The sequence below is a fragment of the Paractinoplanes aksuensis genome (genome assembly GCF_024137025.1).
GTDB classification, from domain to species: Bacteria; Actinomycetota; Actinomycetes; order Mycobacteriales; family Micromonosporaceae; genus Actinoplanes; species Actinoplanes aksuensis.
In genome coordinates this window covers 1-12,183 of sequence record NZ_JAMYJR010000029.1, presented here as the reverse complement: position 1 = coordinate 12,183, position 12,183 = coordinate 1, and the positions used below count along the sequence as shown (strand labels likewise).

Annotated in this window: 12 protein-coding genes; 8 read left to right on the top strand and 4 right to left on the bottom strand. The window is 69.3% G+C overall.

Annotated elements, in window-relative coordinates:
• Positions 1–43: 43 nt before the first annotated feature.
• Positions 44–571: a SigE family RNA polymerase sigma factor gene (locus tag M1L60_RS26395; RefSeq protein ID WP_253240215.1), complete on the top strand. Its 528-nt coding sequence runs from the start codon at positions 44–46 to the stop codon at positions 569–571.
• A 294-nt stretch (positions 572–865) separates the two neighbouring features.
• Here the strand turns inward: M1L60_RS26395 and M1L60_RS26390 are convergent, their stop codons facing one another.
• From M1L60_RS26390 to M1L60_RS26375, 4 genes are all read right to left on the bottom strand, one after another.
• Positions 866–2,596, bottom strand: a complete 1,731-nt coding sequence (locus tag M1L60_RS26390; protein ID WP_253240214.1) for a beta-galactosidase — start codon at positions 2,594–2,596, stop codon at positions 866–868.
• Between the two features lie 122 nt (positions 2,597–2,718).
• On the bottom strand, positions 2,719–3,660 hold the full coding sequence (locus M1L60_RS26385; protein ID WP_253240213.1) for a carbohydrate ABC transporter permease: 942 nt from the start codon (positions 3,658–3,660) through the stop codon (positions 2,719–2,721).
• Positions 3,657–4,613, bottom strand: a complete 957-nt coding sequence (locus M1L60_RS26380) for an ABC transporter permease (RefSeq protein WP_253240212.1) — start codon at positions 4,611–4,613, stop codon at positions 3,657–3,659. The genes M1L60_RS26385 and M1L60_RS26380 overlap by 4 nt, the downstream gene beginning before the upstream one ends.
• Positions 4,610–6,271: a type 2 periplasmic-binding domain-containing protein gene (locus M1L60_RS26375; RefSeq protein WP_253240211.1), complete on the bottom strand. Its 1,662-nt coding sequence runs from the start codon at positions 6,269–6,271 to the stop codon at positions 4,610–4,612. Before M1L60_RS26375 ends, M1L60_RS26380 begins: the two co-directional genes overlap by 4 nt.
• 100 nt (positions 6,272–6,371) lie before the next feature.
• On the opposite strand from M1L60_RS26375, the gene M1L60_RS26370 reads away from it, so the two are divergent.
• The 7 genes from M1L60_RS26370 to M1L60_RS26340 all read left to right on the top strand — a co-directional run bounded on the left by M1L60_RS26370 (position 6,372) and on the right by M1L60_RS26340 (position 12,036).
• On the top strand, positions 6,372–7,619 hold the full coding sequence (locus M1L60_RS26370) for an ROK family transcriptional regulator (RefSeq protein ID WP_253240210.1): 1,248 nt from the start codon (positions 6,372–6,374) through the stop codon (positions 7,617–7,619).
• Between the two features lie 110 nt (positions 7,620–7,729).
• The gene (locus tag M1L60_RS26365; RefSeq protein WP_253240209.1) at positions 7,730–7,942 is read left to right on the top strand and encodes a hypothetical protein; all 213 of its coding nucleotides are present in this window, start codon (positions 7,730–7,732) and stop codon (positions 7,940–7,942) included.
• A gap of 109 nt (positions 7,943–8,051) precedes the next feature.
• On the top strand, positions 8,052–8,627 hold the full coding sequence (locus M1L60_RS26360) for a hypothetical protein (protein WP_253240208.1): 576 nt from the start codon (positions 8,052–8,054) through the stop codon (positions 8,625–8,627).
• A 205-nt stretch (positions 8,628–8,832) separates the two neighbouring features.
• On the top strand, positions 8,833–9,243 hold the full coding sequence (locus tag M1L60_RS26355) for a hypothetical protein (RefSeq protein ID WP_253240207.1): 411 nt from the start codon (positions 8,833–8,835) through the stop codon (positions 9,241–9,243).
• 166 nt (positions 9,244–9,409) lie between these two features.
• Complete coding sequence (locus M1L60_RS26350; RefSeq protein WP_253240206.1) at positions 9,410–9,799, top strand: hypothetical protein; 390 nt, start codon at positions 9,410–9,412, stop codon at positions 9,797–9,799.
• Complete coding sequence (locus M1L60_RS26345) at positions 9,796–11,136, top strand: serine hydrolase domain-containing protein (protein ID WP_253240205.1); 1,341 nt, start codon at positions 9,796–9,798, stop codon at positions 11,134–11,136. The genes M1L60_RS26350 and M1L60_RS26345 overlap by 4 nt, the downstream gene beginning before the upstream one ends.
• A gap of 159 nt (positions 11,137–11,295) precedes the next feature.
• Complete coding sequence (locus M1L60_RS26340) at positions 11,296–12,036, top strand: MerR family transcriptional regulator (RefSeq protein ID WP_253240204.1); 741 nt, start codon at positions 11,296–11,298, stop codon at positions 12,034–12,036.
• Positions 12,037–12,183: the final 147 nt, after the last annotated feature.

The following is a 12,183-nucleotide window of genomic DNA, read 5'->3' as shown; positions in this document are numbered from 1 at the left end:
CCGCCGGACTCACCTGGCCCCAAAGGCTGATCGGGATCGAGAAGTGAACGCAGGGACGGCACCGCCCGGGTTCACCGAGTTCGTCAGCGCCCGCTATCCGGCGCTGGTCCGTTACGGCACGCTGCTCACCGGCGACCTCGGGCACGGCGAGGACCTGACCCAGGACGCCCTCGTGAAGACGTATCGCGGCTGGCAACGGCTGGGCTTCCCGGCCGGCGGCGACCCCGAGGCGTACACCCGCCAGGTGATGGCCCGCGCGGCCTGGCGGGCGGGCCGACGGATGTGGCGGCGCGAGCTTCCGGCGGCCGCTCCACCGGACCGGGCCGCCGCCGGGAACGCATACGACCGTCACGACACCGCCGAGGTGGTGCTGGCCGCCCTACGCGAACTGCCACCCGGCCAGCGGGTCGTGCTCGTGCTGCGCTATTGGGCCGGCCTCTCGGAACAAGAGATCGCGGCGCAATTGGGCTGCTCGACCGGCACGGTGAAGAGCCGGGCCAGCCGAGCCATCGCCACGATGCGCCGCACAGTTACCCTGACCGACGCCTTCACCCTGACCGAAACCACCTGAACGAGGTCCGACCATCTGACCGTCTGATTGTCCGGTTGTCCGACAATCTGCGTGGTCGGCGTGGCGGGACCCGGCACGAGCCGACGCTGCCGTTTTGGACCATCCGCTCCCACGAATGCGCAGAGCGAGGCTTGCACGAGCGCACCCGACCGGGCCCCAGCCCGTGCTGTCAATGGACCAGCGCGCACCCGGCCACCCACCAACGGCGTCGTGTCCGGTCCAGCCACGCTCGGCCGACCGCCGACGGCGCCGTTCTGGATGAGCTGCGCTCGGACGGCCGGCGGCGAGTCGAAGTCAGCGGGCCGGGGTGAGCCAGGGGTCGAGGTCGGGCAGGTCGGTGGCGAGGAAGCGGACGAGGCCCTCGCCATAGGAGTGTTCGGTCACGAGCGGCCGGTCTTCGGGGTCGCGCAGCTGCACCTTGGCGGTGGTGGGCTCGACCTCGTCGAGCCAGACGTGACCGTCCCCGGGGCGACGGCGGACGATCCGGACGCCGAGCAGGTCGTCGAGGGCCTGCGGCGTGACCCGGCAATGTTCGTCGGTCAGGGCGGACGCGAAGGTGAGGACGAGTGTGCCGCCGGCTCGGACGTAGGAGCGCAGGGCGGCGTGGGTGGCCGCCGACATGAGGTGGAGCAGCGGCGCGGCCACCATCCGGTAGCCGTCGAGCGGGGCGTCGACCGGAAGGACGTCGACCGGCGAGCCGAGCGCGCGGTGCCAGCGGCGGCAGGTCGCCTCGTAGTCGATCTGGTTCGTGGGCAGGTGCGGGGACTGCCAAGCCCACATCGTCTGTTCGTCATACAACAGTGCACGGGTATCGGCGGGGCTCTCCGGCATCCGGCCCACGATTGCGGCGCCGACGGCCGCGATCTCGTGGAAGACCGGGGTGTCCGGGCCCTCGTGCGGCACGACCGCCGGGTGCCACTGTTCGGCGCCACTCCGGCTGGCCCGCCACTGGAAGTACATGACGCCGACGGCTCCGCGCTCGACATAGGCCTGGGCGGCCGCCATCGCCTCGCCCTCGGCCAGCGCCCGCACGACACCCTGCTCCAGCACAGCACCCGGCGCATGCTCCATAACCATCCACGGCCTGCCCCCAGCCACCCCGGCCATGCCATCAGGCCCAGCTCCGGCGTACGCATCAGCAGAAGCTCGCGGGCCGGCGGAATTGGGCGGGCCGGCGGAATTGGCCCAGCCGCGGGCCAGGTCGGCGACGAAGGCGCGGTCGTCGAGGTGGCCGGCGACCGAGGTTGGGTAGTCGTCGACCGCCACGACGTCGACCTCGCGGGACCAGCGGGCGTGGTCGACCGGCACCCAGCCGCCCAGGGCGAAGTTCGTTGTCACCGGCTTGCCCGACGGTCGGACAATCTCGCGCTGCCGCACGTAGTGGTCGAGCATCGCGTCCGACACGAAGCGGCGGTAGTCCAGCACGTGGGCGGGATTGCTCAGATACTGGGTCTTGCGGGGCGGCCGCACCTCGGCGAACGACGCGTACCGCTGTGACCAGAAATCGGTGCCCCAGGCCGCATTGAGCGCCTCCGGATCCCCGTACGCGCGGAAGAGCCACCCCCGGAAGGCGACCGCGCAATGCTCGCAGTAACACGTCGTGCCGTACTCGTTGTGAACATGCCACATCCGCACCGCCGGATGGTCCGCGTAGCGCGAAGCCAGCGCCGAAGCGATACGCGAACTGGCTTCCAGATAAGCCGGAGCGTTGACGCAGTAGGTGTCCCGCGAGCCGTACGTCAACGCGACACCGTCCGCCGTCACCGGCAGCCCGTCGGTGAACCACGGCGGCGGTGACGCGGTCGGCGTGGCCAGGCAGGCCCCGATCCCGTTGTCCCGCAGCAGATCGAGCACCTCGTCGAGCCAACCGAACTCGAACTTCTCCGGGGTCGGCTGCAGCCGCGACCAAGAGAACACGCCGACCGTCACCAGGTTGACGTGCGCCCGGCGCATGAGCTCCACGTCAGAGAGCCACACCGACGACGGCCACTGCTCCGGATTCCAATCACCGCCGAACCAGATCATCGCTGTTCCTTCATGAGCAGTTCGGCCGCGCGGAACAGGGGGATTGGCGTGCTGACCAGATCATCGTTGTTCCTTGATGAGGGCTGACCGCGGGGAACAGGAGGTGTGGCGTGCTGACGAGATCATCCCTTGATCGCCCCGAGCAGGACGCCCTTGGTGAAGTGGCGTTGCACGAACGGGTACACCAACAGGATCGGGATCAGGGTCAGCGTGACCACGGCCATCTGGATGGCCAGGGGCGTGATCTCCTGCGTACCGAAATATTGGCCTGTCGTGTTCTGACCCGAGCCGGGCATCGCGTTGCCCTGCAACGTGTACGTGTAGATGACCATCTGCAGCGGCCACTTCTGGTTGTCGGGCAGGAACAGCAGCGCGTTGAAGAACGTGTTCCAGTAGCCGACCGCGTAGAACAGCGCCACCACCGCCGTGACCGCTCGTGACGTCGGCAGCACCACGGACCACAGCGTCCGCCACTCCCCCGCGCCGTCGATGGCGGCCGCGTCGATCAGGTCCTGCGCGGTGTTCGAGAAGAACGCGCGCACGACCAGGATGTTGAACACGCTCACCGCGGTCGGAAGGATCATCGACCAGTAGCTGTCGTACCCGCCCAGGGCCGAGACGACCAGGAACGTCGGGATGATGCCGCCGCTGAAGAACATGGTCGCCACCAGCAGCAACAGGATCGGGCGGTGGGCGAACGAGCCGTGCCGGGACAACCCGTACGCGCACAGGATCGTCACCACCATCGAGATGAGCGTGCCGACGATCGTGATGCCCAGGCTGACCACGAGCGAGTGCATCACCAGCTGATTGGTGAAGATCTGTTCGTACGCCGCGAACGTGATGCCGTCGGGCACGAGCACCATGCCGCCGGCCTCGTTGACCGCGCTCTGGGTGGACAGGCTGGTCAGCAGCACCATCCACAGCGGGATGGCGACCACGGCCACGACCAGGAAGAGCACCACGCCCTTGCCGGTCTGCCCGGCCACGGTCGGCGGCTCTTCCCAGTTGGGCCGGTTGGGGTTGCGGCGGTTCGGGTCCGCCGGCGGGGTCACGACAGTCATCGCCGATACAGTCCGTCCTCGCCCAGCAGGTGCGCGATTTTGTTGGCGGCCAACAGGAAGAGCAGCGACAGCACGCCCTTGAACAGCGAGGCGGCTGCGCCGAGGCTGAAGTTCGCGTTCACGACGCCGTAGAAGTAGGCGTACGTGTCGAGCACTTCGGCCGCATCACGCCCGACCGCACCGCGCTGGATGAGCATCTGCTCGAACCCGACGGTGAGCACGTTGCCCAGGCGCAGCACGAGCATGAGCACGATGACCCCGCGGATGCCGGGCAGCGTGATGTGCCACAGCCGCCGCCAGCGCCCGGCGCCGTCGGCCGCCGCGGCCTCGTACAACTGGGTGTCGATCGCGGCCAGCGCGGCCAGGAAGACGATGATGCCCCAGCCCGCTTCCTTCCAGATCACCTGCGAGGTGACCAGGAGCGCGAACGTGTCGGGGTTGGTCATCGCGTCGAACGTGCCCAGCCCGTTCTGCCGCAGGAACTGGTTGAGCGCCCCGGCCCCGCCCAGCATCTGCTGGAAGATGGTCACGGCCAGCACCCACGAGAAGAAGTGCGGCAGGTAGACCACCGACTGCACGATCGTACGAATCTTGGTGCTCATGATCGAGTGCAGCAGCAGGGCCAGCGCGATCGGGATCGGGAAGTAGAAGACCAGCTGGACCAGGCTGAGCATGAGCGTGTTGCCGAGCGCGCTCCAGAACAGCGGATCCGAGAACAGCTGCCGGAACGTCTCGAAGCCGACCCACGGGCTGTGCCAGAACCCGGCGTAGATGCTGTAGCGCTGGAACGCCGTCGCTGTGCCGAACATGGGCACGTAGTTGAAGACGATCAGCAGCAGCACGGCCGGGATCACCATGAGCAGCAGCGAGCGGTCGCGCTTGAACCGGCTCTTCTTGACCGGCTTCTCGTCCGGCGGCCGAAGAGCCGGTGGCGCCTCGTGGAGGGCTGTCACTGGCCCGTGCCGTACTTGCTGCGGATGTCCTCGTAGAACGCGCGCAACTGGTCGCCGCCCTGCGCCTTCCAGGTCTTCAACCCTTCCTGGTACGCCGACACGGGCTTACGGCCGAAGCGGATGTCCTTGACCAGATCGACCATGGGCTGGTTGATGCTCGCGTACTGCGCGGGCTCGGTGACGTTCATGCCGTAGAAGGCGGGCTTGGCCGCGTACTTCACCATGTCGGCCTCCCAGGCGGCGTAGTCCTTGACGACCTGGGTCTGCCCGGCGATGACGGTGGTCGGGCTGATCGGCGTGATGAGGAACTGGTAGGTGGTGGCCACCTCTTTGCTGCCGCGCTCGGTCAGCACCGGGTTGCCGTCGACCATCGTGTAATCGGTGCCCTCGACCCCGAAGTTGACGGTCAAATACTCTTTCGACCCGTACGGTGCGGCCAGGTAGTTCGCGATGGCCAGGCACTCCTTGATCTGGTCGCCGCTGAGCTTGGCGTTGAGGAAGCTGTACATGCCGGCGCTGGGGTTCATCCAGATCTGCGGCTTGCCGTCGGTCGACAGCAATTTGAAGGCCTGACGTTCGTACGACGGATTGGCCGCCTTGCCGCTCTTGGCGTCGTCGCCCTTCCACGCGCCCGGACCGTCGCCGGTGATGGCCACCTTGCCGCTCCAGAAGCGCTGCTTGGCGTCCTGGGTCTTGTCGGCCAGCGCGTCCGGGTGCACGTGCCCGGCCTTGGCCTGGGTCTGGTACCAGTTGAGCGCCTCGATCAGCCCCGGCGTCTCCCACCGGTGGATGATCTTGCCGCCCTCGTCGATGACCCAGCGGTTCGGGTCGACCGGGAACTTGAAGATCTGGCCGATCGCGTCGAAGACGTCGTCGAACGCCCACCGGCCGGCCGAGGCGCTCGTGAGCTGCTGGCCCAAAGCGGCCAGGTCGTCCGGCGTCTTGATGTCGTCCGGGTTGATGCCCTCCTTGGCCAGGATGTCCTTGCGGTGGAAGAGCGTGCCGGCGATCGTCGCGCCGCTGTAGTAGACGGGCAGGCCGAACAGCTTGCCGTTCCAGATACAGCACTGCCAGGCGCTGGTGGGGATGGCGGCCAGATTGGGGTACGCCTTGATGGCGTCCCCGGACAGGTAGGGCCCCAGGTCGGCGAACTTGTTGACCGCGTCGGCGAAGCCCAGGTTGCCCATGTTCCAGCCCGGGATCTGCACCCAGTCGGGCAGCTTGTCCCCGGCGAACAACGTCGGCAGAACCTTGTCGTAGTTGTTGCCGTCGGCCGGCTGCAGCTTGAGCGTGGCGCCGATCGCCTTGTTGACGGCGGCGTAGTAGGCGTTGCCGCTCGCCGACGGAATGGCGCCCCACAGCGGCGTCATGGTCGTGTAGTTGCCGCCCTTGCCCGGCACGCCCGTCACCGTCGTCACGGGGTTGGCCGGATATTTGAGGAAGGCCGGGTTGCTGAAGAAGCCGTTGGCGCCCTGGACGCTGGGGATGTCGGCCTTCACGAGCTCGTTCGGCGTGTAGGCCGGCAGCAGCTTGGTCAGCTGGTCCTGAGTGGTCGTGCCGGGCCCGCTGGACGTCTTGGCGTCGCCGCAGGCCGCCAGCACCGACGACGCCGCCCCCAGCCCGGTCAGCGCGAGCAATTGCCTTCTATCGAGTTTCATCGTTGACTCCTCCGTCTTTAGTTGGGACGGTAAACGAACTAAGTGCGGCCCGGCAAGACCTGACGGGGATCGGTGCCGTACGCTGCCGGAGGGAATGTTCGTGGGGCGGGGGTCGTCGGTGCTCACCAGGGAGAACGGGCCACAACCGGCCGATTTCGCCGACGTCCGGGCGACCAATCTGGCCGTCGTGCTGCGCCACCTGCGCACCCACGCGCCGTGCTCCCGGGCCGACATCGCGGCCACCACCGGCCTCAACAAGGCCACCGTTTCCAGCCTGGTCACCGACCTCATCGACCGGCGCCTGGTGCGCGAGGTCGGCATGACCGAGAACCGCATCGGCCGCCCCGCGGTGATGCTCGTCCTCGACGGCTCCCCCTACGCCGCGGTCGGCCTCGAGATCAACACCGACTACCTGACGGCCGTGGCGCTCGACCTCGCCGGCGAGCGCCTGCTGTCGTGGCGAAGAGCCTTCACCGGTACGGCGGGACAGCCCGGCCAGGCGATAGCGGCCCTCGCGGCCCTGGCCCGGCGTACGGTGTCCAAGCTGTCCCACGACGGCCGCCGGGTCCTCGGCCTGACGGTCGCCGTGCCGGGCCTGGTCGACGCGGACGGCGTGGTCGAGCTCGCGGCCGGCCTCGGGTGGCAACGGGTCGACGTACGCAAATCTCTGCTGGCGGCGCTGGGCGAGCCGGGCTATCCCCTGCTGGTCGAGAACGACGCGAACCTGGCCGTGCTGGCCGAGCAGAGGTTGGGCGATCAGTCGGGGGCGGGCGACCTCGTGTATCTGACCGGTGGGGCCAGCATCGGCGCGGGCATCATCAGCGACTTCCGCCTGCTGCGGGGCGCGCGGGGCTTCGCCGGCGAGTTCGGGCATCTGCCCCTCGACCCGGCCGGCCCCGCGTGCGGCTGCGGCCGGCGGGGCTGCCTGGAGGCGTACGCCGGGGTGGGCGCGGTGATCAGGCGGGCCCTCCCCGACGTGGGGATCGAGACGGCCCTGTCGCCCTCGGAGTTCGGCCCCCACATGGACGAGATCCAGCGCCTGGCCAAATCGGACGACCCCCACGTGCTGGCCGCCCTGACCGAAACGGGCGGCCACCTGGGCCACGGCATAGCCATCCTGGCCAACCTCATCAACCCGGCCTGCGTGGTGCTGGGCGGCTACTTCACCGAACTGGCGCCGTGGCTGATCCCGGCGGCTTCGAGCGAGCTGGCAGCCCGCTCAGCCGCCGCCGACAGCGGAGGCACCATCATCGTCGCCTCCGCCCTCGACTCCAGCGCAGCCGCCGCCGGCGGCGCCACCCGAGTCCTCGACGCCATCGACGCCGGCCTCCTCCCCACGCCACGCTGAAGCCGGTTGCAGCGCGGGGGATCATTGCCGGCTCCGGCGGCACGTCCGGGCTGGGCGGCGGGATCGGCACCTGCGCAGCAACACCTTCGGCGCGTACTGAGGAGAAACGAGTGGACAGGGCCATCGCAGGCATCGTGCTGCTCATGGGCATCACCGCGATCGTGATGAACCGCCGGTTCGTTCCTCCCGGGGCCAGGAAGGGATCCGCCCACAGCACGCAGGTCAAGGTGTCTCGGGCCTTTGCCGTGATCGTCGGGGCATTCCTCGCGGTCGTCGGCCTGTTGGGGCTCTTCGGCACGGACTTCCGAACCCTGTTCGGCTGACCGGCCGTGAAGACATCGTCAGCTCATCGAGCCTGCGGAGATCGGTGGCGTACAGTGCGGAGCCGCTCGTGATCGAATGCCGGGTGGCCGGACGCCTGGAGGAGCCACCATGCCGAGTTCGTTCCGTCGATGGGCACCCACGGTGACCGCTGTCCTGGCGGTCCTGGCCGCCGCGCCCGGGTGCCGCGCCGCGTCCACCACCGACGAGATGGCGCGGCCGCTGACCGACGAGCAGGCGGGCGCGGCGTGCCGGCGCGATCTCGCCGAACTCAACGGCGAGATCGCCGACCGGCTGGAGCAGCGGTTCGTGGCCCGCGACGGTGACGGGCAGATCCGCGTCTACGTCTCCGAACCCGACGAGCGGATCAGCACCTGCCGGCTCGGCGCTTCCGGGGTGGAGGAGACGTTCGCCACGAGGACGGACGACGGACCGCAAGACAAGATCATCTTCTACGGCGGGGCCGACGCGGTGTTGAAGGCTCATCTGCTGATCGGGCGCCTGCCCGCCCGGGCGAGCTCGATCACGGCGTCACTGCCGTCCGGCGCCACCCTCACCGGCTCGACCGACCGCGACCTGTTCCTGATCTGGGCGCCGGGCACCGCGGTCGGCGGCGCCCGGTTGACCGCACGCGCTACGGACGGTACGACGATCACCACCGCGACAGCCCCCGGCTTGGGCACTTGAATGCTGGTCCCAACGCGTTGACTCTCAACAGGGAGGCCCCTGACACGGCGGCCGCGGCACAGTCGGATCGCCGCCTGTGCGGACAATAGGCCATGCCCATTTTGTACGCGTTGGCCTACTCGCCAGACGGCCCAGGAGTTGAGCCGAGCGTCATCAGCGCGTTCCGCCGGGCGGCCCGGTGGTCGAGCATGATTCGCTCGCAGACGTGATCACTTCCGAGAGCGCTCTGCTGGCGTCGACCGCGGCCCATTTCGGCTTCCAGGCGACGGTCACGGCAGTGGTGTATCCGGCCTTGGCCAAGGTCCCCGCCGCGCAATGGCCGGTCGCCCACCAAGCTCATTCCCGGGCCATCACCAGGCTTGTCGTCATCATCTACGGCGCGTTGGTGTCAACCGGGGCTTGGGCGCTGTGGTCAGGCCCCAGCGCCTGGACGCTGGTGGCGCTGGCGGCGACCGCGGTGGCGTTCACCGTCACCGCGGTTGCGGCGGCGCCGGCCCACGCGCGGCTGGGCGCGCGGCACGATCCGGATCGGATCGCGGCCCTCCTGCGCGTCGACCGCATCCGCGCCGCGGCGTCAGCGGTCGCGTTGGTGGCCACAGTCGCCGCCTTCTGGTGATTTCCCAACCGGCCGGATCAGGTGCAACTTCATCGGCAGATACGCGCGGCCGCTCCTCCGTCAAACCAAGCCGCGCGCGGTGGTGCCCAGACCGGGCGACGCCTACGAGCTTGCGGGTGACCAGTCTCCTGCTTTGCGGTGCGGACGATTGCGGCGGCGGCGCGGGTTGACCGAGTCGGCGTCGCAGGCGCTGGATGCGTATCTGGCTACTGGTGCTGCGAGGGCCGATCATTCGGTCGGGGTGGTGCCGCACGGTGTCGCGTTGTGCGGTGTCTCGGTGTTGACCGGGTCGTTCGCGCTGAGCGCTCTGCTGCAGGCGGGGGCGCAGGCCGGCCCGCACCCGATCCCGGCCTCGAAATCCGACGAGATCCGCGACCGGACGGACGGTGTGCGCCGCGGCTTCGGCTCGGTGCGCGTGAAGGCGTCGATCGGCGTCGCGGAGTCGGTCGGACGGGGCGAGCCGGGCGCCGTTCGGGGTGGTGATGGCTGTGCTGGGTTTTCTGGTGGCTCGGGGTTGACCTTGCCCCAGGGTCAAGGTCCGACGATCGGTGCATGAACGAAATCGAGCACATCAGCAAGCGGGCCGCCGAGTTCTGTGACGCGGCGGGGGTGCCGGGGTTCGTGGCCGGCGTTCACCGCCGGGGCGAGGCCGGCGTGGCGGCGTACGGCGTGGCCAACCTGGGGACGGGCGCTCCCATGCGGGAGGACACCGGGTTCCTGTTCGGGTCGATCACGAAGATCATGACGACCACGCTGGTGATGCGGCAGGTCGAGCGGGGAACGATCGATCTGGAGGCATCGGTAATCGATTATCTGCCATCGATCGGGGTGCCGGGGTTGCGCGTGCGGCACCTGCTCTCGCACAGCAGCGGGATCGACGCCGACCTCTTCTTTCCGGACGCGGCGGGGCGGGAGGCGCTCGCGACGTACGTGGAACGACTCGGCCCGGAATGTGGGCAGCTGTTCGAGCCGGGTGCGTACGTCAGCTACTCGAACGGCGGGATGATCGTGGCGGGGCGGCTGCTCGAAGTCGTCACCGGGCTCAGCTATCACGAGCTGCTCGAGCGGGAAGTCTTCGAGGCGGCGGGGATGAGCACCGCCTGCACGTCGGCCGAGCGGGCGATCCTGCGGTCCACGGCGATCGGGCACTTCCCGGACCCGGCCACCGGCGCCGCCCGGCCCACCGAGATGTTCATGCTGCCGCCGACCTGGGCTCCGGCGGGGTCTACAGCGATCGGAACCATCGATGATCTGCTGGCCTTCGGGCGGGTGCATCTCGGGGAGCTGCCGTCGGTGCTGAGCGCGGAGTCGGTGGCGCGCATGCAGGTGGTCGAGCAGGACAACGGCACGCCGGACTCGTCGCCGGTCGGGTTGGGCTGGCTGCTGCGGGAGGTGGCGGGGACGACCGTGCTGACCATGACGGGGGCGTCGCCGGGCGGGATAGCGGTGCTGGCCGTCGTGCCGGCCCGAGGGCTGGCCTTCGCGGCGTACGGGAATGACGCCCGGGCTTTGGAACTGCACGACGAGCTGCTGTTGTGGCTGCTCGACGGGACCCCGGACGCCGGGTACACGGCCCAGGAGATCGACCTCCGGCCGTACGCGGGAACTTATCGCTCGAATCAGCTGCAAATCGACGTGCGGGTGGTCGACGGCGGGCTGGAAGAGACGGTGACCTACGAGCCGGCCGACGCGGACCAGAAGCGGATCTTCACTGGTTTCGTGGGCGGCCCGTTCGCGGCGCCGCCGATGCGCTACGTGGCGGTCGGTGAGGGCCTCTTCGCGCCGGACGGCATTCCGCTGGACGGGCTGCCCTCGTACTACCTGGTGTCGTATCACGGCAACGCGGCCTACCGCAGCTCCGGCGGCCGCATGACCCGCCGCACACCGGCATGACCAGTAACCCGGCGGCACCACCCACAACGCGGCGGCACCGCCCTCGCGAATCGATAATCGAGAGGAGACTCGCGATAGTCGATAATCGAGAGCCGGACAGGTCACGAGGCGTTCCGTCAGGGGCGGACGAGATCACGGCGGGCTGACACGATGCGGGGCATGAGCGATGAGCGCCGGCTACTGACGATCGGGCAGCTTGCCGGGTACGCCGGGGTGACGATCAAAGCGGTCCGCGTTTACCACGAGCGCGGTTTGCTGGCCGAGCCGCCGCGGGATTCCTCGGGATATCGGGGGTACGGGGCGGAGCACGCGATTCAGCTCGTCAAGATTCGGACGCTGGCCGAGGCGGGGGTGCCGCTGGCCCGGGTCGGGGAGCTGCTCGGAGCGGGGGCGGAGGAGTTCGCGGCGGCGGTTGACGAGATCGATCGGAATCTGCGCACGCGGGCCGAGGAGATCCGGCAGGCGCGGCGGCGGATCGCTCAGTTGCAAAGCGGGGATCGGCTCTTCGTGTCGGGCGAGGTCGCCGACTATCTCGGCCGCCTGCGGGAGATCGGGGTCAGCGAACGGACCGTTCGGCTCGAACGTGATCTCTGGATCATGCTGCAGTCGGCGGCGCCGAAGCAGGCTGAGGTCTGGATCGCTGACAAGTTGGCCGCCGTCGCTGATCCGGAGTTCTGCGAACTCTATGTGGAGTACGACGCCGCGTTCGACTGGTCGGCCGACGACCCGCGCCTGGTTGGGCTGGCCCAACGCACGCGGCGCTGGTTCGAGTCCCAGGCCGGGTCCGCCGAGGAAGCGCCGCCGAACGACCCGGCCACAGCCGCCCTGGCTGCGGCTACGACCAGCGCCGCCTCCCCCGCGTGGGCCCGCATCGGTGAACTAGCCGCCGGCCTGCCCTGACCCACGACCAGCACCGCGCGCATCAGCAGAGCCGTGCGGACAGCCGAACACCGCGCCCGGGCGGCGGGCCGCGTACAGGGGGGCAGACAGCCGGCGGGCGGCGCGCAGCCGGCGGGCGGCGCGCAGCCGGCGGCAGGCGGGCGGCGC

Coding starts and splice junctions, on each gene's coding strand:
- M1L60_RS26390 (WP_253240214.1), bottom strand. CDS start 2,596: ATGATCTGGTTCGGCGGTGATTGGAATCCGGAGCAGTGGCCGTCGTCG.
- M1L60_RS26385 (WP_253240213.1), bottom strand. CDS start 3,660: ATGACTGTCGTGACCCCGCCGGCGGACCCGAACCGCCGCAACCCCAAC.
- M1L60_RS26375 (WP_253240211.1), bottom strand. CDS start 6,271: ATGAAACTCGATAGAAGGCAATTGCTCGCGCTGACCGGGCTGGGGGCG.
- M1L60_RS26360 (WP_253240208.1), top strand. CDS start 8,052: ATGCCGAGTTCGTTCCGTCGATGGGCACCCACGGTGACCGCTGTCCTG.
- M1L60_RS26345 (WP_253240205.1), top strand. CDS start 9,796: ATGAACGAAATCGAGCACATCAGCAAGCGGGCCGCCGAGTTCTGTGAC.
- M1L60_RS26340 (WP_253240204.1), top strand. CDS start 11,296: ATGAGCGATGAGCGCCGGCTACTGACGATCGGGCAGCTTGCCGGGTAC.